The organism is Stenotrophomonas sp. ATs4 (assembly GCF_051861585.1).
Lineage (GTDB): Bacteria > Pseudomonadota > Gammaproteobacteria > Xanthomonadales > Xanthomonadaceae > Stenotrophomonas > Stenotrophomonas maltophilia_AS.
Genome location: NZ_JBLYPK010000005.1, coordinates 271,327 through 292,138, shown reverse-complemented (window position 1 = coordinate 292,138; position 20,812 = coordinate 271,327). Strand labels below are relative to the sequence as shown.

The following is a 20,812-nucleotide window of genomic DNA, read 5'->3' as shown; positions in this document are numbered from 1 at the left end:
GCCAGTAGATCCACGCCATGCGTGGATGGAAGCCCGGCAAAATCACCCGCCGCCGCCCGCCTTCCAGTAATACCGCACCACATGGAAGAACACCGGCGCGGCGAAACACACCGAATCCAGCCGGTCGAGCATGCCGCCATGGCCCTCGATCATGTGGCCCCAGTCCTTGATGCCACGGTCACGCTTGATCGCCGACATCACCAGGCCGCCCCAGAACCCCATCAGGTTGATCAGCAGCGACAGGCCGAACGCCTGCAGCGGCGTGAACGGGGTGATCCACCACAGCGCCGCACCCAGCGCGCTGGCGCTCAGCACGCCGCCCACGAAACCCTCCACCGTCTTGGATGGCGACAGCTTCGGTGCGATCAGGTGCTTGCCCAGCAGCTTGCCCCAGATGTACTGCAGCACGTCCGAGGACTGCACCACGATCACCAGGAAGGCGAACAGCAGCACGTTGCGCGACGGGTCGTGACCGGGCACATGCAGGTTCAGCAGCAACGGCACGTGCGAAATGCAGAACACGCAGATCATCAACCCCCACTGCACCTTGGCCGTGCGTTCCAGGTAGTGCGTGGTGTCGCCGCCGATGGTCGACAGGATCGGCAGGAACAGGAACGCATAGACCGGAATCAGCAGCGTGTACATGCCATACCAGTCGATCCACACCAGGTAGTACTGCCAGGGCAGCACGATGTAGAACGCCGCCAGCAGCGCGTAGTAGTCGCCTGATCGGGTCGGCGCCAGAGTGATGAACTCGCGCAGCGCGAACAGCGAGATGATCGCGAACAGCACGATCACCCCGGCACGCCCGAAGAACAGCGCCAGCCCGACCACGATCGCCATCACCCACCAGGCGCGGATGCGCGATACCAGATTGGCGATCACTGCACTCGGCGTCCCGCGCTGGCGCCAGCGCAGCGTCTCGGCCACCACCGTGGCCAGCACCAGCACCGCGCCGACCCCGCCGAACAGCAGACTGGTCTGCTGGCCGACACTCTGCGTAGCCAGGTCACCAGACACATCGATCAGGAAGCTCATGCCTTGCCCCCGTTCGGCGCCAGGTCCAGCAACGCTTGCCGGCTGCGCGCCAGGAAGGCGGCCTTGTCCTCATCGGCCTGCAACCGCAGCGGCGTGCCGAAGGTGGCCGTGCACAGCAGCGGCAGCGGCAGGAAGCGGCCCTTCGGCATCACCCGCTTCAGGTTGTCGATCCACACCGGCACGAACTCCAGTTCCGGCCGTTGCCGCGCCAGGTGATAGATGCCGCTCTTGAACGGCAGCAGCGGCTCATCGCCCACGTTGCGGGTACCTTCCGGAAACAGGATCAGCGAGCAGTCTTCGTCCACCGCATCACGCAGGGCCTGCAGCGGATCCTGCTGGCGATGGCCGGCCTCGCGCTCGACCAGCACGCCGTTGAACACCGCATCGATCAGGTAGCGACGCAGGCCATCGCGCTGCCAGTATTCGGCCGCGGCCACCGGGCGCACCTGGCGCCGCAATGCGGGTGGCATCGACGACCAGATCAGCACGAAGTCACCATGGCTGGCGTGGTTGCCGTAATACACGCGCCGCTCGCTGGACGGCGCACAGCCGATCCACAGCGCGCGGGCGCCGGTCACCACATGGATCGCGCCACTGCAGGCGCGGGCAATCAGTTCGGCGAACATCGGTCACTCCCGTTCACGTCTGCGGCCACAACACGGCCAGCACCAGCAGTGCGAACTGCACCGCGGTCAGCAGGTACTGGCGCAGCAGCAGGCGACGCATGCCGGCCCAGCGCGCATCCCAGCGGCGCAGTGGCGCATCGGGCGACGCGCGACGCAGGCCACTGGCGTGCAGCAGCTGGTCGGTGCGGCGCGCGGCGGCTTCGCCGTCCAGGCCTTCATCGCGCAGCAGCTGCAGCAGGCTGGCATCCAGCCCCACCCGCCACGCGTGGTAGGCCTGTGCGATGCCCGCGGCAACACTGAGCAGCAACAGGCCGGCAGCAATCATCGCCAGCCCCGGCTCGATGCCGAGCAGCAGCAGCGCCACCAGCAACAGGCCCAGCGACAGCAACGCCGACCAACGCCCCTGGCGCAGCAGCAGCTGCATGGTCGCCAGATCGGGATCTGTACTCATGCGCGCGCTCCTGCTGCCACAGTGATGGCATGCAGATGCGCCGCGCCCAGCACGATGCCGGGGCGTGCAGCGCGCACGATCGCCACCGCCGCGTCCGCATCGGCCGCACGACCACTGCGCAGCAGCCAGGTGGCGACGCTGGCGGCGCTGCGCGAATAGCCCAGCGCGCAGCACACCAGCAATGGTCCGCACTCATGCAGCCGCTCGATGGCCTCGGCCGCCTCGCGCAGCTGTTCCGGTGCAGGGACCACCAGGTCCAGCATCGGCACGCTGGCATAGGCGGCGCCCGGCGCGCGGCAGGACAGTTCGGCACAGGTATCGACCACGCCCACCAAGGGTGCCGGCAACCCCGCGCAGGGAATGCGCCCCAGCCACACGTCATCCATCACCGGCACCGGCTGCGGCGCACGCCGCGTCCACAGCCGCGAGTTGATCCAGGCTGCGCCCAGGTATGGCGCCAGCAGCCAGCGCGCGGCCATGGTCAGGCGACCGTCGGCGCGCTTCTGGAACACCGCCGTACCGAGCCCGGCATACGCCAGCGCCACCAGCAGCAGCGACACCACCGGCCACAGCAGCCACAACGCCGCGCCACGCAGCAGGATCACCGGCACCAGCAACGCCACCGCTCCCAGCAGGTACAGCGCAGCCAATCGCCAGCGCTTGGCATCACGTGCGCTGCGCCAGGCGCGCAACGGTGGCGTGCCCTGCTCCGGCCACAGCCAGACGCACAGCCAGCCGGCCAGCAGGCCGGTCGGGATATCGATGAAATGATGCTGGAACGTGGTCAGCACCGAGACACCGATCAGCAGCGCCCACACGTGCAGCACCCAGCGCCACACGCCGTGCAGGTACTGCGCGAACTTCACCCACAGCACGATCAACAGCACGATGTGCAGCGACGGCGCCTGGTTGAATGGCTTGTCGAAGCCCAGCAGCACATCGAACAGCCAGCCGAACACACCGCCGATCTCAGGACGTTCGAAGCTGAAGCGCAGCGGCCACAGCAGGAAGCAGGCCACTGCGATCAGCTGCGCACTGAACAGCCGAAGCGCGTGCCGGTCCAGTTCGAGGCGCTGACGGCATAGGAAGAATGAGATCGCGTAGAACAGATCGATCGACCAGTACGGCACGATCGTCCACGGCACAAACGGAATGCGTGTCTCCCACGCGAACGCCATCACCGGCAACGCGGCGTGGCGACCGGCCATCCAGTTGGCGAAGCCATAGCTGGCGAAGAAGAACGGGCCCAGCAGGGCAAGCCACAGCAGCGCGCGCCGCCAGGGGCGCCCTTCCGCGACCAGCGGGGTTGCAGCGAGCGTCGCCATCACGCGGTCCGGCGCGCCAGCGACACGGTGAAGATGCCGAAATCGTCGATGCGCTGCGCCACCTTTTCGAATCCGGCCAGGCGCACCAGCTCATCCATCTCCTGCTGGGTACGGCGGCGCATCACCCATGCCGCGCCACCGCGATGGCTGGTCAGCGCACGGGCGATGAACTCCAGCTGCGGGTGCCAGGGCTGGCCGGTATAGGCCAGGTAGCCGCCCACCGGCACCGTCGCAGCGATGCCCTGCAGCGAACGCAGCACCGCATCGTTGTCCGGGAACAGTTCGTACAGGCCAGATACCACTGCCAGTGTCGGCGCCGGGTCCACCGCTGCCAGCTGCGCCGGATCGAACGCGTCGCCCTGTTCGAAGCGCGCGATGTCGGCCGCACCGAGGCGCTCGATCAAGGCCTGACCCTGGGTCACGTTCAAGTCGCTGAAGTCACGCAGCACGATGCGCTCGGCGCGCTGTTCGCCCTGGCCCAAGGCTTCCAGCACATAGCGGCCATGGCCGGCAGCCACGTCCAGCACGCGCACCGGCGTGCCCTGCCCGCGCAGGCGCTGGGCGGCGTCACGCAGCAGTTCCTGCAGGTGCTGGCCGCGGACGCGGATGCCGCGCCAGCCGATCGCGTTCAGATAATTGCGGTCGACCATGCGACCCAATGGGCCCTTGCCACGCGCTTCGTCGCGATAGATGTAGTCGAGCGTACTGCCGGAATCAAAACCGGTCTGCAGGCCCAGCGCGATGCCTTCGGACAACGTCCCGCCGAAACGCAGGCCGCCACGTACCACGCGCCAGCGCAGGTCGGCCAGGCTGTTGCGTTCCGGTGGCCAGGCCAGGATCTCCGATTCCTCGAAGGTCGGCCCATGCCGGTGCGCATCGCGCTGTGACAGCTCACGCAGCGGCTCGGCGAAACGCGCCTGGATGAAACTGCGGATGCGCGCCAGTGCTGGTGCACGATCACGCTCGCCCAGCGTGTCGTGGAAGAAGCCCGGCAGATGCACGCGCTCCTTGATCGGGCTGGACAGGCGCTCGTAGAAGCGGTCCTGCGGGCCACGGTGCACCACGAAGTCCGAGCCGGACACCAGCAGCTGCACCGGCACACTGATCGCCTGCGCATCGGCGACGATGCGGTCGGCGGCCTCGTACAGGCCCAGCAGCACGCGCACCGAGATCGGGCGGGTGATCAGCGGATCGGTGCGGTAGCTCTCCACTCGCGCCGGATCATGCGTCAGCCACTGCGGCTTGACGTAGCTGTTGACGAAGAAGTTGCCGCGCAGCTTCTGCATCAGCGCCAGGCCCGGCCGTGCGAACGGCACGTACAGCTTCACCTTGAACGCCGGCGAAGCCATCACCAGTGCGCGCAGGCGCGGTGCGTAGTCGTGTACCCAGGTCGCGGCGACCACCGCACCCACGCTCTGCGCGATCACCACGATGTCCTCCACCGCGATGCCGTGCTCGGCACCGATGTGGGCGATGAAGCTGTCCAGGTCGCGCACCAGCGCCGGGAAGCCCGGTGCATCGCCGCGCGCACCCGGCGAACGGCCATTGCCGCGTGCATCCCAGGCAAAGAAGGCAGTGTCGGGCAGGTCCAGCTCATCGACCAGGTGGGTGACCCGCCCGGAGTGCTCGTGGCCGCGGTGCAGCAGCACGATGGCCTTGCTGGCGGGCGTTGCGGTGGTGCTCGCCCAGTACCGGTAGAACAGCGGTACCTGGTCGAAGCTGTGGAATTCCCGTTCCTGCGCCTGACGCATGCAATCTCCTGATTGTCTTTTTGTATCTGCTTGGTTAATTCGGCGAAACCGCCGCTTCCCGCAGTCCGCGACGGACGCGGTTGATCATCGTCAGCACGCACAGCACCGCCATGGCCGCGGCCACGCCCGTGACCGTCATCGCGCCAACCCATTCAAACGCCAGCAGCAGGCCCAGCGCACCGATCACGAAGGCGCGGTCGCTCTTGCCCATCGGGCCGTCATAACGGCGGTTGGCACCAACCATCAGCCCCAGCACCCCGGCGTACTCGCTCAGGGCCGCGGTCCAGGCCAGCAGCCACAGTGCTTCCGGGCGCACGCCCGGTACGCTGAGCAGGCTCAGGTACAGCGCCGCATCGGCGATCACATCGCACAGCTCATTCAGATAGGCGCCCAGCCGCGACTGCTGGCCGAACTCGCGGGCCAGCATGCCGTCCACGGCGTTGAGCGCCATGCGCAGCAGCATCCACAGCGGCAGCAGCAGGTACAGCAGCGGTTGTGCCGGCGCGCAGCACCAGACGGCGGCGGCCACCAGCAGCGAGACCACGGCAGCGGCCACGGTCACCGTATTGGCGGTGATCCCCCTGCGGTACAGACCGCGTACGGCTGGACGCAACAGGTCCTGGAAACGTCCTTTCAATGCATAGATCGACATGATCCGTACCCGCTGATCCTTGGCAGTGCGGGCACAGCCTACCCCATCGTCGGCAGATTCCGACAACCGGGCCCCGGTCCGCAGCCCAGCCCCCGGATCGGGCCGGATCGATGTGCCCGACCCGGTCATACGCCGATGGACGCGGCAAATTACCCCTTCCGACGCCCGCCACCGGCCCCCACCGCCTACAATATCGGCCCCGCTCCGCTGCCGATTCTGTCCCATGACTGCTGATCTGTTGCCCGTCCGTCGGGCCCTCCTCTCCGTTTCCGACAAGACCGGCCTGGCCGAGCTGGCCACCGCGCTGGCGGCACGTGGCGTGGAGCTGCTATCCACCGGTGGCACCGCCAAGGCGATCCGCGATGCGGGCCTGGCCGTGAAGGACGTGGCCGACGTCACCGGTTTCCCGGAAATGATGGACGGCCGGGTCAAGACCCTGCACCCGATGGTGCACGGCGGCCTGCTGGGCCGTTCGGGCCTGGATGATGCGGTGATGGCCGAGCACGGCATCGGTGCCATCGACCTGCTGGTGCTGAACCTGTATCCGTTCGAGTCGGTCACCGCAAAGGCCGACTGCACCTTGGCTGATGCGGTCGAGAACATCGACATCGGCGGCCCGGCCATGCTGCGTTCGGCGGCCAAGAACTTCGCCCGCGTGGCAGTGGCCACCGACCCGTCGCAGTACGCCGAACTGCTGGCCTCGCTGGAGGCCAACAACGGCCAGCTGACGGCCGCCACCCGCTTTGCGTTCTCGGTGGCCGCGTTCAACCGCGTCGCCCAGTACGACGCCGCGATCAGCAACTACCTGTCGGCGGTCACCGCCACCGACGCCGCCGTGCCGGCGCGTGCCGAGTACCCGGCGCAGATGAACTCCACCTTCGTGAAGGTGATGGACCTGCGCTACGGCGAGAACCCGCACCAGAGCGGCGCCTTCTACCGCGACCTGTACCCGGTGCCGGGCACCCTGGCCACGTTCCAGCAGCTGCAGGGCAAGGAACTGAGCTACAACAACCTGGCCGATGCCGATGCGGCATGGGAATGCGTGCGCCAGTTCGATGCGCCGGCCTGCGTCATCGTCAAGCACGCCAACCCGTGCGGCGTGGCCGTCGGTGCCGGCAACGGCGATGCCTACGAGCTGGCCTACGCCACCGACCCGACCAGCGCCTTCGGCGGCATCATCGCCTTCAACAAGCCGCTCGATGCGGCCACTGCGAAGGTCATCCTCGACCGCCAGTTCGTTGAAGTGCTGATCGCCCCGGACTACGAGCCCGCCGCGTTGGAATACGCGCAGAAGAAGGCCAACGTGCGCGTGCTGCGCATCCCACACGGCGACGGCCTGAACAACTTCGACAGCAAGCGCGTGGGCTCGGGCCTGCTGCTGCAGTCCTCGGACAACCGCGGCATGACCCGCGACGAACTGAAAGTGGTGAGCAAGCTGGCACCGACCGACAAGCAGTTCACCGACCTGCTGTTTGCGTGGAAGGTCGCCAAGTTCGTGAAGTCCAACGCGATTGTGTATGCCAAGGACAACCGCACGATCGGCGTCGGCGCCGGCCAGATGAGCCGCGTGTACTCGGCGCGCATCGCCGGCATCAAGGCGGCCGACGCGAACCTGGTGGTGGAAGGTTCGGTGATGGCCTCCGATGCGTTCTTCCCGTTCCGCGACGGCATCGATGCCGCTGCCGCCGCCGGCATCAAGGCGGTCATCCAGCCGGGCGGTTCGATGCGCGATGCCGAAGTGATCGCCGCCGCCGACGAACATGGCCTGGCCATGGTGTTCACCGGCGTGCGCCACTTCCGCCATTGATCCTGGAGCGACACGGATGTCCACAGTTTCGATGAAATCGCTGGCCGTGCTCGCCCTCGCGGGCGCGGCCACGCTTGTCGGCTGCAAGCCTGCTGCCGAGCCCAGCGTGGCCCCGAAGGCGGATGCGCCGGCGGTGGCCCCCGCCTCACCGGCACCGCACGTCAGCCGAACCGCGCGACTGCAGGCCTTCCTGGTCCAGCGTTACGGCGGCAACGCCAAGCTCTCCGGTGAATGGCGCAGCAGCTGGACCCAGGACGGCGACACCCGTCCGGTGGACTGGCAGGTCTGCGCGGAACAACCGGTGGTGAGCGGTGACAGCTGGCAGCAGCTGCTGGCGGTCTGTGGCGCGCTGGCCGATGGTGCCCACATCGACCCGGGAACCATCGACTTCTTCGTGCTGCGCCCGAAGGGCGATGGCTTCGAGGTGGCCAGCGAACTGACCGGCGAGCGCTTCGGCAGCGGCGGCCAGCCCGGTAGCGCCAGCATCATCCGCGCCGGCAGCGACTTCTATGGTTTCCGCGTCGAGGATGGCTGGTTCGGACAGGGCTTTTCGCTGCTCTCGCAGACGCTTGTGCTGCCAGGCCCGAAGGGGTTGGTAGCCACCGGCAACGTGCGCAGCCATATCGACAATGACGCCCAGTACGAGTGCGACGCTGCCGACGCCAGCACCGACCCGGATACGGCCAATGACTGCCGCACCCGCCGCTTCAGCATCGATTTCGCCCTGCGTTTTGACGACAGCGACCGCAGCGCGCGTGTCTGGCCGCTGCTGATCGAGGAAACCGGAACCACCTGTGGCGACAAGCAGGTCCGGCAGCAGCACCGCTTTACCCTGGACCCGAAGACCTGGGCCTATTCCTTCCCCGAATCGCTGCGACGCGAAGGCTGCGAGTGAGCCACGCGCGCCGCCGGGGATATCGATCTTCCCTTCCCACGCAATCTGGAATCTCGTGATGAACGTACTTGTCATCGGCTCTGGCGGCCGCGAACACGCCCTGGCATGGAAGCTGGCCCAGTCCTCCCGTGTCACCGAAGTGATCGTGGCGCCCGGCAACGCCGGCACCGCCAGTGAAGACAAGTGCCGCAACGTGGCGGTGAAGGTGACCGACATCGACGGTCTGCTGGCGCTGGCCCAGGCGGAAGGCGTGGCGCTGACTGTGGTTGGCCCGGAAGTACCGCTGGTGGCCGGCGTGGTCGACCGCTTCCGTGCGGCTGGCCTGCGCGTCTTCGGGCCCACCGCTGCCGCCGCGCAGCTGGAAGGCAGCAAGGCGTACGCCAAGGATTTCCTGGCCCGCCACAACATCCCTACCGCGTTCTATTCCGTGCACACCGAGATCGAGCCGGCACTGGCGTACCTGCGCGAGAAGGGCGCGCCGATCGTGGTCAAGGCCGACGGTCTGGCCGCCGGCAAGGGCGTGATCGTGGCGATGACCCTGGCCGAAGCCGAAGCTGCCGTGCGTGACATGCTCTCGGGCAACGCGTTCGGCGATGCCGGCGCACGCGTGGTGATCGAAGAGTTCCTCGACGGCGAGGAAGCCAGCTTCATTTCCATGGTCGATGGCGTGCACGCACTGCCGATGGCCACCTCGCAGGACCACAAGCGCGTCGGCGACGGCGACACCGGCCCGAACACCGGCGGCATGGGCGCGTATTCGCCGGCTCCGGTGGTCACCCCGGAGGTCCATGCGCGCGTGATGCGCGAGGTGGTGAACCCCACCGTGCAGGGCATGATCGCCGACGGCATCCCGTTCACCGGCTTCCTCTATGCCGGCCTGATGATCGACGCCAGCGGCGCGCCGAAGGTAATCGAGTTCAACGTGCGCTTCGGTGATCCGGAAACCCAGCCGGTGATGCTGCGCCTGCAGTCGGATCTGGTCGAACTGGTGGAAGCCGCCATCGACGGCCGACTGGATCAGGTGGAAGCACACTGGGATGCGCGCCCGTCGCTGGGCGTGGTGTTGGCTGCCAGGCCCTACCCTGAAGCGCCGATCACCGGTGACGTGATTTCCGGCCTGGACGAGGTGCCGGCCAGTGCCAAGGTGTTCCATGCGGGGACTGCATTGGACGCGCAGGGCCAGGTGGTCAGTGCCGGTGGCCGCGTGCTGTGCGTGGCTGCGCTGGGCGACAGCGTGCGCGATGCACAGGCCAATGCCTATGCCGGCGTGGCCAAGGTGACGTGGGCCAACGAGTTCCACCGCACCGACATCGGCTGGCGCGCGATCGCGCGCGAGGGTTGAGGCTCCCCCGCTTCCATGCATGGCGCGGATTGAATACCACGGTAAAGCAAAGGCCCGGCATTGCCGGGCCTTTGCTTTACAGGACTGCTTCGAGACCCTTCCGATCAATCAGGTTAAGCAACTTCAGTGACGGTCCGCTGGGTTTCTTTTCACCCTGCTCCCAGCTGCGTACGGTGGAAACGCTGGTATTGAGAACCCCCGCAAAGACCGGCTGACTGAGCTGCAGTGACGTACGCAGGGCACGGATCTGGGCACTGCTGTACTCAGGGACCGGCTCAAGGCAAAGTGCTTCGTAGCTGCTCAACCGACGTTTATCGATGAAGCCATGCGCGTGCAGACTCACAGCACCATCATGCACCGCTTCAAGAAGCGCACTTTTCGCGCGCCGTCGCTCAGGGGTCTTCGTCATGGCCGATCTCCTGTAGATCCCCGTACTCCACGGCACGATTCAGCTGCGCCGTACTCATTCTCAGGAACTCCGATGCGTACAACTGCAGCGCATCCCGTTCCGCATTCGTGATCGCAGCACGTTCATTCTTCTCGTAGCCGAAAAGGAAGAACCAATGCCCGCCTCGCTGTGTGGCGACGATGATTCGAACGCTCCCACGCTTTCCTCGCCCCGGCAACGGAACGCGCTTCTTGAAGATTCCGCCGCCAAGATCAGCATCCACCAGACCCGCTTCCATTTCACGTACCGACCGGTACAGCGCAGCGTCGGACAGGGTGGTCCTACGCATACTGCGATTGAAACTTCGTGTGCGGAAGACGCGTGGCATGATCATACCGTGCCACTGCGTGGTACGGCGTGAACATCAGCATCCCGCACATGACCCGGTCGGCACAATCACCGCTCTGGCGTCAGAGTAGAGCCACGCCATGCGTGGCTAAGCCCCACAAACGAAAAAGGCCCGGCACTGCTGCCGGGCCTTTCACAATTGCGACGCCATCCCGCCTTACGCGGTGAACAGCGCCTTCATCTTCTTCAGCGCGTTCGCTTCAACCTGGCGGATACGCTCAGCCGACACGCCGTACTCGTCGGCCAGCTCCTGCAGCGTCACCTTGCTGTCGGCATCCAGCCAGCGACGGCGGATGATGTCGCGCGAGCGGGCATCCAGCTCAGCCAGGCCTTCGCGCAGCAGCTGCATCTGGTTGTCTTCGCTGTCAGCACGTTCGTAGGCCATCGACGGATCTTCGTCGTTGGCGACCAGGTACGCAGCCGGCGACGGCGGCGCGTGCTCGTTGTCCTCGTCGGTCGGCGCATCGAAACCGATATCGCGACCGGACAGGCGCGACTCCATTTCCATGACCTCGCGCTCGGACACGTTCAGGTCCTTGGCCACCGCACTGACTTCGGCCGCGTTCATCCAGCCCAGGCGCGTCTTCGACTTGCGCAGGTTGAAGAACAGCTTGCGCTGCGCCTTGGTGGTGGCGACCTTCACGATGCGCCAGTTCTTCAGGATGAACTCGTGCATCTCGGCACGGATCCAGTGCACGGCGAAGGAGACCAGGCGCACGCCCATCTCCGGATCGAAGCGCTTGACCGCCTTCATCAGGCCGATGTTGCCTTCCTGGATCAGGTCGCCCAAGGCAAGGCCGTAGCCGTTGTAGCCGCGGGCCACGTGCACCACGAAGCGCAGGTGCGAATGCACCAGCTCGCGGGCGGCGTCCAGATCGTTGCCGTCGCGGAAGCGACGGGCCAGGTCCTGTTCGTCATCGACCGACAGCACCGGGATCTGGTGCACGGCACCGATGTAGGCGTCCAGCGAACCGAGCGCACTGGGAATCGGGAGATTGTTTGCCACAAGGGCAGTAGAGGTGTTCTGGCTCATAGGCACCCATCTTAGCAGTCGGAGATTTGGACTGCTAAAGGAGGAAAAAGTTCCAGCATCCTATTGATGCAACACTGGTCCCAAACAGAGCCCTACCGTAGCGCGATTTGATGACAGTGGCGAGCACGCTTTTCGGGATTCACAATCCCTTGGAATTCAAGCAATTAACCGCTGGAAACCGGCCGATTCCGGTCAAGCGGAGCTGAACGGGCCGTTCTTGAGGCCCATTCAGGGCCGGGGATGTTGCCCGGTGTTCAGGCCCGAGCGCCACAGGCTAGATGATTTACTACTAAGAAACCCGTTGACAGTCATCCGGCGACATGCTCCGATGCATCAACTAATTAATACGTAGATGCGCATGGCCCGTCCCGTCTCCCAGAGCCCCACACCGGCCGAGCAGGCCATCCTGGACATCCTCTGGGACAAGGGCGAAGCGTCCGTGCGCGAAGTGGCCGATGTGCTCGGCGAACACAAGCCGGTCGCGTACACCACGGTGCTGACCATGTTCAACGTGCTGGCGAGGAAAGGTTTTGTCAGTCATCGCCAGGAAGGTCGCGCCTACATCTATCACGCCACGCTCAGCCGCGAGCAGGCCCGCCGTCAAGCGCTCGATCATCTGCTGCATCAGTTCTTCGACGGCTCTCCGAACGTGTTGGCACAGCACCTGGTGGACGAACGCGAAATCGACCGCAATGAACTGCAGGCACTGCAGCAGCGCATCAGCGATGCCAGGGCCGGGAGGAAGGAATGAGCCTCATCGACCTGGCGATGGCACTGGGCGTTCGACAGTTGCTGTTGTCCGCAATTGTGCTGCTGCCAGCGCTGTGGCTCGCACGGCGGCAAGCCCTCAGTGCCGAACAACGCTCCTGGCTCCTGACCGCAGCGATAGCAGTTGCCCTTCTGTTGCCGCTCAGCGCCTTCCTGCCGGGCTGGTCGACCACCCTGCCCGCACCTGCACCGCCTGCGGCCGCGTTCCACCCGATGCCCGGCGAAGGAGCAACGGCTGAAGAAGCCATCTTCGAAGCCGGACGGCAGCCTGACATCTACTACATCGAGCTGCCGAAGGCCCTGCCGACACTGCTTGCACTGCTATGGCTGCTGGGAACCCTGTGGCTGGGCATGCGCCTGCTGGACGCGGTGCTGCAGGCACGCCGGCTGCGGCGACTGGCACAGCCGGCGTCTGCCGGACTGCGCGCGGTCCTGGCCGACATCGTGCCCGCCCACGTGACGATCGCCACCTGCGCCGTCGACGGGCCGATGGTCGTCGGCCTTTGGCACCCGCAGATCCTCCTGCCCCGCCCCTTGCTGACACGGCTGGACAACAACGTGCTGCGTGACATCGTTCGCCACGAGGTTGCACACCTGCAGCGACGCGACCTGTGGACAAGCACGCTGCTGCGGGCGGGAGTGGCACTGTTCTGGTGGAATCCGCTCCTGCACCTTGCCCAGGCGCGCCTGGCGCTACTGCGCGAGATGGCCTGTGATGCACGCGCTGCGATCCAGGCACGCGAGCCGCTGGACTATGCAGGTTCACTGCTGGCCAGTGCCGAACAGCTGCTGGCCCTGCGCGAGGAGGCGCCGACGCTTGCACTGGGTATGTTCAGTGCACGCAGCCAGCTCGCGCAGCGCATCGATCAGCTGGTGGATGCCACGCCACCCACACCCCGGCGCCGCAGCATGTCGATGCTGGGCCTGCTGCTTCTGCTGGCCTGCGCCGGCACGGCAGTGACTGTCTCACCACGGCTCGCCCCATCACCGGCTGCCAGCGCCTCCGACACGCGCGTCAACAAGCTGTTCCAGGCCGCCAGCACGCATGACGTCGCGCAGGTCCGCGTGTTGGCGGCGGCCGGCGTCAATCTCGATGCACGCGTGCTGGGCGATGGCACGGCGCTGATCCAGGCCATTCGCGCACGCGATCCGGCGATGGTCGACACGCTGCTGCAACTGGGAGCCGACCCCGACCGTGCCGCGCTGGGTGAAGGCAACCCGTTGATCGTCGCCTCCGCGCTGGGCCTGCAATCCATCGTTGAGCAGCTGGTGCAGGCCGGTGCCGACGTCAACCGGGTCGTGACCTACGACGAGACGCCGCTGATCAATGCCTCGCGCGAAGGCCACCTCGTCACCGTGCAGTACCTGCTCGCGCACGGCGCCGACATCAACCTGGGCGTGGAAGCCGACGGATGGCTGGGGCGCTGGCGGACACCGCTGAACCAGGCCGGCAACGCGGCCGTGCGCGATTACCTGCTGGCGCAGGGCGCGCGCCGCGAACGACGCTGACTCCGCCGCCGCATCGCCTCCCGCGCTGCGGCGCTTACCCGTTCCACCCGCAACGATCGGACGCGGCAGGCGTGCGTGGCAACGCCTGCGCTGATCCCGACCCTCTTCCGCTCCTGCAAGGATGTCGATGATGAACCGCCTGTTGCTGTGCTCGCTGCTGATCTCCCTGGCCCCGTTCCGCGTGATGGCCACTGACGCCGGCGCTGAAGACGCTGCGCGTTTTGCCCGGGCAATAGCCCATGGCCTGCGCCCCAGCACGGCTCAGCTGGGCGCGGCGCTGCCGCGCTGGTCGATCGAGGAACGCCTTGCCCATTACAAGGTACCGGGTGCCGCCGTTGCGGTGATCCGCGATGGCAAGGTGGTGTACGCCGCCGGATACGGCCTGCGCCAGGCCGGCACGCGCGACACGGTGGATGCCGATACCGTGTTCTCGGTGGGCTCGGTCAGCAAGATGGGCGCCGCGGCGACCACCCTGAAGCTGGTTGCTGCCGGCAAGGTCTCGCTGGAGGAGAACATCGATCTTCGCCTGCGCCGCTGGCACGTGCCGGCCGATGCGAAGGGAATGCACGCGCCGATCAACCTGCGCATGCTGCTCTCGCATACTGCCGGCTTCAATGTGCATGGCTTCCAGGACTACCAGCCCACCGAACGCCTACCGACCTTGCTGCAGACACTGGATGGACTGGCGCCTGCAAAGAATGAACCGATACGTCTGGTCCACGCACCCGGCCAGCAGGTCGACTATTCCGGTGGCGGCTACACGGTGGTCCAGCTGGCGATCGAAGACCTGACCGGCAGTGCATTCGCGGACATCGCGCGACGTGAGGTATTCGTACCGCTGGGCATGTCCCGCAGTACGTACCAGAACCCCTTGCCTGCCGGCTACGGCAACGTTGCCCATGCGCACGACAACAAGGGCCAGCCGGAGGCCCTCCCGCGTGGCTGGCAGAGCTTTCCAGAACAGGCGGCGTCCGGACTGTGGACCAGCGCCAACGACATGGGCCTGTTCGTCGCGGCCCTGCTGCGCAGCATCCGCACGAAGGAGGGATGGCTGCCGCAGTCATTGGCCCTGCAGATGGTCAGCGAGGTCGCCCCGGCCGGCCGGGGACTGGGCCCGGAGCTGGCCGGCAACGGCGCCGCCCGGCGCTTCTTTCATAACGGCAGCAACGACAGCTACCACGCCGGTATCGAGGGGTATCCGGAAAGCGGCGACGGCTTCGTCATCCTGACCAATGGTGACAACGGGCCGGCGCTGCGTGCAGAAATCCGCAACGCCCTGTCCGATGCACTCGGTCACAACGCCAAGCCGGTCATCCGCACGCTGGATCCCGCATTGCTGGTGGATGGCTATCCACGCTTCAGCGGCCGCTTCGTACTCGATGACACTCTGCCCATGGATCTGCGCAGTGGCCTGGCGGATTGGTTCGACGTCACTACCCTGGACGTGCAGGCGGTCGATGCTGGACTGCAGTTGCGCCTGCCCGGGCGTGATACACCAGTCGCGTTGCAGGCGCTGACACCCGTCCGCTTCCTGGCAGGCAGTGCGGGGGCGGAACTGCTGTTCCATCGCGGCGGCGATGGCAGCGTGCAGGCGTTGAGCGTGATCGCCGAAGGCGCGCGTGCCTACTACCGGCGCGCGGATATCGCGCCGACAACGGGCCACTGATCCATCGCTGGCGGCGCCGGGCTCCTGCCCGGCCCGCTCAGAGCGCCGAACGTGGCGGCAGCGACCAGTCGATCGGGGCCTGGCTGCGACGCTGCAGGTACTCGTTGGCCATCGAGAAATGGCGGCAACCGAGGAAGCCTCGGTGGGCCGACAGCGGCGAGGGGTGCGGCGACTTCAGCACGCGGTGGCGGCGGGTATCGATGACCTTGCCCTTCTGCTGCGCATAGGCACCCCAGAGCAGGAACACCAGGCCTTCGCGTTCGCGGTTGAGCACATCCACCACGTGGTCAGTGAAGCCTTCCCAGCCGCGCCCCTGGTGGGCGCCGGCCTTGCCCTCTTCCACCGTCAGCACGGCATTGAGCAGCAGCACGCCGCGCTGCGCCCACGGAATCAGGCAGCCGTGCTCCGGACGCGGAATGCCGAGATCGCTCTCGATCTCCTTGTAGATGTTCAGCAGCGATGGCGGCACCGGTACGCCCGGCAGCACCGAGAAGCTCAGGCCATGGGCCTGGCCGCGGCCGTGGTAGGGGTCCTGGCCAAGGATGACCACCTTCACCTGTTCGAACGGCGTGGCGTCGAACGCGGCGAAGATCTGCGGGCCGGGCGGGAACACCGCCGCGCCACTGGCCTTGCGCTGGCGCAGGAAACCGGACAGCTCGCGCATCTGCGGCTGCAGCAGGTAATCGCCGACATGCTGCTTCCAGCTCGGCTCCAGCTGGATCGTCGGGGAGTCGGCCACTTCGTCAATCATCGCGCCACTTCATCGAATCAGGGGTCCATCGTTCAATCGGGCCAGCCGCAGCTGGAACAACACCTTGGTGACCAGCAGCCGTTCTTCGATCGGCTTGAGCACCAGGTCGTTGGCACCGGACTGCAGCAGCCCGGTCTGGTTGTGCGGGTTGCCGTCGCCGGTCATCACCAGCACCGGCAGGCGGCGCTTGCCGTAGCCGAAGTCCACGCGCACGCGCTGCACCACGTCGCGGCCGCTCAGTTCGCCCTTCAGGGTGACGTCGGTCAGTACCAGGTCGATGCGATGGCGGCTGCGTCCCAGCGATTCGGCGGTGAGCAGGGTGAACGCCTCTTCGGCGCTGACCACGTGCAGCACGTTCAACTTCTGGCGTTCCAGCATGCGCTTGGTGGCCTCGGCCACTACGCGGCTATCCTCGATGTAGAGGATGGTGGCGCCCGGAATGATCTGTGGCTGCACATAGCCGCGGATGAAGGTCGCCAGTGCTTCATGGCCGAGCGATTTGTCGAAATAGTCGGTGACGTACTCGGTGAAACGGCGCTGCTCCAGGTGCTGCTGGGCATCGCCGGAGACCACGATCACCGGCACATAGGCCTGACCCGCAGCTTCGCGGACCATTCGCGCCAACGCCAGGCCGTCGCCATCGCGCAGGGTCAGCGAGGTGGTCACCAGATCCACCGGGCCCTGCGCCAGCGCCTGCTGCGCTTCCTCGATGCTGTCGCAGCCGACCACGTCCACGCCCGGCAGGTCACGCCTCAGGACGTCGGCGATCAGCTTGCGCACCAGCTTCGAGCCATCGACCACCATCACCCGCGTCGCGGGTCCTTCAAGGTGCTTCAACGCTTGCGGTTGCATGCCGGTCTCAGGTGTCGGTCGGTCGGGTCTGGCGCAGGAAATGGCCAGTCACCAGCCACGCACCCAGCCAGCCCAGCAGCAGCGTGCCGAGCAGGACCAGGCTGCCATGCAGCAGGTCCAGGCCATGCAACACGAACGGGCTGCCGTAGCTGCGCGAGAGTTCGGCCAACGGCAGACGCAGGGCAGCGCCGGCGGCAGCGATCAGGGCCAGCGCCACCGCACCGGCGCCCAGGCCATACCACGCACCCAGATACAGGAACGGGCGGCGGATGAAGCCATCGCTGGCACCGAGCAGCTGCAGCACGCCGATTTCCTCGCGGCGGGCCTGGATATCCAGGCGCACGGTGTTGCCGACCACCAGTGCGGCGCCCACGCCGAGCAGCACCGACAGCACCTGCACCAGCCGCGCACCGAAGGCCAGCCACGCATCCAGGCGCTGGCGCCACAGAGCGTCGTGCTGCACCAGGTCGGCCTCGGGCAGGCTTTCCAGCGCGCGCGCCAGGCGTGCGTCGTCCTTGCCCTGGCCCGGGGTGATCACCAGCAGCGAGGGCAATGGGTTGTCGTTGAGTGCATCGATCGCCTCACCGAGGCCGGCATCGCGCAGCTCCTGCAGGCCCTGCTCGGGCGTGCGCACGTTCACTTCGGCCACGTCGTCGCGGTCGCGCAGCTGGCCGGCCAGGCGCAGCGCACCGGGACCATCGACGTTGCCCTTCAGGAACACGTTGATGTCGCGCGACTGCTGCACGCTGCCGGCGAACTGCTTGAGGTTGTCCAGCGCGATCGACAGGCCCAGCGGCAGGGCCAGCGCCAGCGCCATGACCATCACCGTCAGCAGGGTCGCCCACGGCTTGCGGCAAGCGCGGCCGAGGCTGAACACCACGCTGTGTACGTGGTGCTGGAACCAGACGCCCACGCGCGAGGGGGCGGCGGCTTCGCTGTTTTCGTTCTTCGCCATGGTTACTCCGCCAGGTCCTGCGGCGAGATGTCATCCACCAGCCGGCCGTGGTCAAGGATCAGCACGCGCTTGCGCATGCGGCGCAGCAGCGGCAGGTCGTGGCTGACCACCAGCACACTGGTGCCGCGCGCGGGCAGTTCGGCGAACAGGGCCATGATCTCCGCCGCCAGGGTCGGGTCGAGGTTGCCGGTGGGTTCGTCGGCCACCAGCAGCTTGGGTTCGCCGACGATGGCGCGGGCGATGCCGACGCGCTGCTGCTCGCCGGCCGACAACTGCGAGGGCAGCGCCTTCTCGCGATGGCCCAGGCCCATGCGCTCAAGCACCGAGCGCACACGCTTGTTGATGTCGCCACGGCGGGTGCCGCGCAGGATCAGTGGCAGTGCCACGTTCTCGGCAATCGAGCGATCCATCAGCAGGCGGTGGTCCTGGTAGACCGCCCCCACCGCGCGCCGGTGGCGGGGCACGTCGCCACCGCGCACCTTCAGCAGGTTGCGTTCGTCGAACACCACCGCGCCGCGGCTGGGCCGCTCGTCGAGGTGGATCAACTTGAGCAGGGTGCTCTTGCCCGCACCGGAATGGCCGGTGACGAACAGCATCTCGCCCGGCGCGACCTCGAAGCTGACATCGGTCAGCGCCTCGTGGCCACCGGCGTACTGTTTGCTGACATTGTCGAAGCGCAGGACACTCATGCCCCGATTATGCAGGACCGGCGCGACGGCGTGGAGACGGTCGCGCTGATCGGTAGTGCCGGCCGCTGGCCGGCAGCTCGTGGGTTGCCGGCCAAGGTGGGTGCCGACCATTGGTCGGCACACCTCTCAAGGCCGCCCGACCAACGGTCGGGCGCTACCTGCTGATCGGCAGCGCCGATCAGTTGCCCGACAGCATCCGGCGGATCTTGCGGCCGATGCGGGTCAGGAACGAATCGCCGGTATCGGCGGCGGTGCGCACCGGCTTGGCCACCACCTGCACCGGGGTGACCGGGCTGGCACCATTGCCGGCATTGGCCTGCACGCCCTCGGCACCTTCGACCGGACGGCCGTGGCGACGACGACGGCGCTTGCGCGTTTTGTGCTCGCCGTCCACCGCACCTTCCGGTGCACCTTCAGCACGCGGCGGGCGCGGTGCCTGAGCCACGGCGCCTTCGGCGGCCGGGGCGGCAGCGCCCTGCTCGCCTTCCACGCGCGGCTTGCGCGGGCCACGCGGGCGGCGCTCACCGCTGCGCTCACCGTCGCGACCACCACGGCCACCACCACCGCCGGAGCGGCCGCCACTGCGGCCACCGCCACGACGCTCTTCCTCGGCGGCACGGGCTTCGCGCGCTTCACGGAAGATCTGGCCGACGCTTTCGTTCTCCTCGCCTTCCTCACCTGCGGCCGGGGCCGGGCGTTCCGGACGCGGCAGCGCGGTCATCAGTTCCTTGGTGACCGGCTCGGACGGAATCTTCTGTTCGATGTACGCCTCGATATCCGGCAGACCCATCGCGTAGCGCTCGCAGGCGAAGCTGATCGCATCACCCTCTTCGCCCAGGCGCGCGGTGCGGCCGATGCGGTGCACGTAGTCTTCGGCGTCGAACGGCAGGTCGTAGTTGTAGACGTACTTGATGCCGTCGATGTGCAGGCCGCGGGCGGCCACGTCGGTCGCTACCAGGATTTCCAGCTGGCCCTTCTGGAAGCGGTTGAGCAGGCTCTCGCGCTTCTTCTGCGGCACGTCGCCGGACAGCACGCCGACGCGGTAGCCGGCCTTTTCCAGCGAACGGGCGACGCGCTCGACGAACACCTTGGTGTTGACGAAGACCATGGTGCGCGCGCCTTCGCTGCGCGACAGCAGGCCCAGCAGCAGCGGGATCTTCTCGTCGTCAGCCGGGAAGTAGATGCGCTGGCGCACGCGCGCGGCGGTGATGGTCTCGGCTTCAACCACCAGCTTCTGCGGTTCGTTCATGTGCTCATAGGCCAGCTCCAGCACGCGGTGGCTGAGGGTGGCACTGAACAGCAGGGTCTGGCGGGTGGTGCGCTCGGGCATGCGGCGCAGCAGGAAGCGGATGTCCTTGATGAAGCCCAGGTCGAACATGCGGTCGGCTTCGTCCAGCACGCAGATCTCGCAGGCATGCAGCGAAACCACCTTGTGCTGCTTGACGTAGTCGATCAGGCGGCCCGGGGTGGCGATGATCACGTCCACGCCCTGCTGCAGCAGTTCGCGCTGCTTGTCGTAATCCACGCCGCCGTAGACCAGGGCGAAACGCAGGCCCAGGTCGGAACCGAACTTCACCGCATCCTTGTGGATCTGGATGGCCAGTTCGCGGGTCGGGGCCAGGATCAGGGCGCGCGGGTCCTCCGGCTTGCGATCGGCCAGGGCCGGACGCGTCAGCAGGCGGTTCACGACGGCGACCAGGAAGGCCAGGGTCTTGCCGGTACCGGTCTGCGCCTGGCCGGCAACATCACCACCGGGCAGCGCGACCGGCAGAGTCAGCGCCTGGATCGGGGTGCAGCGGGTGAATCCAGCTCCTTCAAGACCAGCCTGCAGGGCCGGATGCAGCTCGAAGGAGGAAAAGGTCAAATCGGTCAGCGGTTTGTCGCTCATGAGTCCGTCTTGGTATGG

At 66.9% G+C, this 20,812-nt stretch carries 20 protein-coding genes; 6 read left to right on the top strand and 14 right to left on the bottom strand.

Annotated elements, in window-relative coordinates; translation table 11 throughout:
• Positions 1 to 42: 42 nt before the first annotated feature.
• The 6 genes from ABR323_RS11280 to ABR323_RS11255 are packed head-to-tail and all read right to left on the bottom strand — an operon-like array spanning position 43 to position 5,843.
• Positions 43 to 1,038: a phosphatidate cytidylyltransferase gene (locus ABR323_RS11280; RefSeq protein ID WP_135275315.1), complete on the bottom strand. Its 996-nt coding sequence runs from the start codon at positions 1,036 to 1,038 to the stop codon at positions 43 to 45.
• Positions 1,035 to 1,664 carry a lysophospholipid acyltransferase family protein gene (locus ABR323_RS11275; protein WP_135275316.1) on the bottom strand — a complete coding sequence of 210 codons (630 nt, stop codon included), beginning with the start codon at positions 1,662 to 1,664 and terminating at the stop codon, positions 1,035 to 1,037. The genes ABR323_RS11280 and ABR323_RS11275 overlap by 4 nt, the downstream gene beginning before the upstream one ends.
• A 13-nt stretch (positions 1,665 to 1,677) precedes the next feature.
• A complete protein-coding gene (locus ABR323_RS11270; RefSeq protein ID WP_439449351.1) occupies positions 1,678 to 2,115 on the bottom strand; it encodes a hypothetical protein in 438 nt (145 codons plus the stop codon).
• Complete coding sequence (locus tag ABR323_RS11265; RefSeq protein ID WP_439449350.1) at positions 2,112 to 3,440, bottom strand: serine/threonine protein phosphatase; 1,329 nt, start codon at positions 3,438 to 3,440, stop codon at positions 2,112 to 2,114. Before ABR323_RS11265 ends, ABR323_RS11270 begins: the two co-directional genes overlap by 4 nt.
• Positions 3,440 to 5,191, bottom strand: coding sequence for a bifunctional alpha/beta hydrolase/class I SAM-dependent methyltransferase (locus ABR323_RS11260; protein ID WP_439449349.1), 1,752 nt, complete (start codon positions 5,189 to 5,191; stop codon positions 3,440 to 3,442). Before ABR323_RS11260 ends, ABR323_RS11265 begins: the two co-directional genes overlap by 1 nt.
• A 34-nt stretch (positions 5,192 to 5,225) precedes the next feature.
• Complete coding sequence (locus tag ABR323_RS11255; protein ID WP_439449348.1) at positions 5,226 to 5,843, bottom strand: CDP-alcohol phosphatidyltransferase family protein; 618 nt, start codon at positions 5,841 to 5,843, stop codon at positions 5,226 to 5,228.
• Between the two features lie 223 nt (positions 5,844 to 6,066).
• Between ABR323_RS11255 and purH the strand changes: the two genes are divergently transcribed.
• Genes purH through purD form a run of 3 tightly spaced genes read left to right on the top strand, consistent with a single transcriptional unit; the run spans position 6,067 to position 9,887 of the window.
• Positions 6,067 to 7,650, top strand: coding sequence for a bifunctional phosphoribosylaminoimidazolecarboxamide formyltransferase/IMP cyclohydrolase (gene purH, locus ABR323_RS11250; protein WP_439449347.1), 1,584 nt, complete (start codon positions 6,067 to 6,069; stop codon positions 7,648 to 7,650).
• A 16-nt stretch (positions 7,651 to 7,666) separates the two neighbouring features.
• Positions 7,667 to 8,545, top strand: a complete 879-nt coding sequence (locus ABR323_RS11245; protein ID WP_439449346.1) for a hypothetical protein — start codon at positions 7,667 to 7,669, stop codon at positions 8,543 to 8,545.
• 58 nt (positions 8,546 to 8,603) lie between these two features.
• The gene (gene purD / locus ABR323_RS11240) at positions 8,604 to 9,887 is read left to right on the top strand and encodes a phosphoribosylamine--glycine ligase (protein WP_439449345.1); all 1,284 of its coding nucleotides are present in this window, start codon (positions 8,604 to 8,606) and stop codon (positions 9,885 to 9,887) included.
• A 76-nt stretch (positions 9,888 to 9,963) separates the two neighbouring features.
• Here purD and ABR323_RS11235 read toward each other — a convergent pair whose 3' ends face one another.
• The 3 genes from ABR323_RS11235 to rpoH form a co-directional block, all read right to left on the bottom strand.
• Positions 9,964 to 10,296 carry a helix-turn-helix domain-containing protein gene (locus ABR323_RS11235; protein ID WP_439449344.1) on the bottom strand — a complete coding sequence of 111 codons (333 nt, stop codon included), beginning with the start codon at positions 10,294 to 10,296 and terminating at the stop codon, positions 9,964 to 9,966.
• Positions 10,280 to 10,663, bottom strand: a complete 384-nt coding sequence (locus ABR323_RS11230) for a type II toxin-antitoxin system RelE/ParE family toxin (protein ID WP_043397589.1) — start codon at positions 10,661 to 10,663, stop codon at positions 10,280 to 10,282. The genes ABR323_RS11235 and ABR323_RS11230 overlap by 17 nt, the downstream gene beginning before the upstream one ends.
• Before the next feature lie 177 nt (positions 10,664 to 10,840).
• A complete protein-coding gene (gene rpoH, locus ABR323_RS11225) occupies positions 10,841 to 11,716 on the bottom strand; it encodes an RNA polymerase sigma factor RpoH (RefSeq protein WP_006397457.1) in 876 nt (291 codons plus the stop codon).
• A gap of 358 nt (positions 11,717 to 12,074) precedes the next feature.
• On the opposite strand from rpoH, the gene ABR323_RS11220 reads away from it, so the two are divergent.
• The 3 genes from ABR323_RS11220 to ABR323_RS11210 all read left to right on the top strand — a co-directional run bounded on the left by ABR323_RS11220 (position 12,075) and on the right by ABR323_RS11210 (position 15,659).
• Positions 12,075 to 12,467 (top strand): BlaI/MecI/CopY family transcriptional regulator, encoded by a 393-nt coding sequence (locus tag ABR323_RS11220; protein WP_439449343.1) that lies wholly within the window; start codon positions 12,075 to 12,077, stop codon positions 12,465 to 12,467.
• Positions 12,464 to 13,993 carry a M56 family metallopeptidase gene (locus ABR323_RS11215; RefSeq protein ID WP_439449342.1) on the top strand — a complete coding sequence of 510 codons (1,530 nt, stop codon included), beginning with the start codon at positions 12,464 to 12,466 and terminating at the stop codon, positions 13,991 to 13,993. Before ABR323_RS11220 ends, ABR323_RS11215 begins: the two co-directional genes overlap by 4 nt.
• A gap of 130 nt (positions 13,994 to 14,123) precedes the next feature.
• Complete coding sequence (locus ABR323_RS11210; protein WP_439449341.1) at positions 14,124 to 15,659, top strand: serine hydrolase domain-containing protein; 1,536 nt, start codon at positions 14,124 to 14,126, stop codon at positions 15,657 to 15,659.
• A gap of 37 nt (positions 15,660 to 15,696) precedes the next feature.
• Here ABR323_RS11210 and ung read toward each other — a convergent pair whose 3' ends face one another.
• The 5 genes from ung to rhlB form a co-directional block, all read right to left on the bottom strand.
• Entirely contained in the window at positions 15,697 to 16,410 is a 714-nt protein-coding gene (ung, locus tag ABR323_RS11205; protein ID WP_439449340.1) for a uracil-DNA glycosylase, read from the bottom strand.
• Between the two features lie 9 nt (positions 16,411 to 16,419).
• A complete protein-coding gene (locus ABR323_RS11200; protein WP_135275324.1) occupies positions 16,420 to 17,262 on the bottom strand; it encodes a response regulator in 843 nt (280 codons plus the stop codon).
• Between the two features lie 7 nt (positions 17,263 to 17,269).
• On the bottom strand, positions 17,270 to 18,217 hold the full coding sequence (gene ftsX, locus ABR323_RS11195; RefSeq protein ID WP_135275325.1) for a permease-like cell division protein FtsX: 948 nt from the start codon (positions 18,215 to 18,217) through the stop codon (positions 17,270 to 17,272).
• Between the two features lie 2 nt (positions 18,218 to 18,219).
• On the bottom strand, positions 18,220 to 18,906 hold the full coding sequence (gene ftsE, locus ABR323_RS11190) for a cell division ATP-binding protein FtsE (RefSeq protein ID WP_019338976.1): 687 nt from the start codon (positions 18,904 to 18,906) through the stop codon (positions 18,220 to 18,222).
• 178 nt (positions 18,907 to 19,084) lie between these two features.
• A complete protein-coding gene (gene rhlB, locus ABR323_RS11185) occupies positions 19,085 to 20,794 on the bottom strand; it encodes an ATP-dependent RNA helicase RhlB (RefSeq protein ID WP_439449339.1) in 1,710 nt (569 codons plus the stop codon).
• Between the last annotated feature and the right edge of the window lie 18 nt (positions 20,795 to 20,812).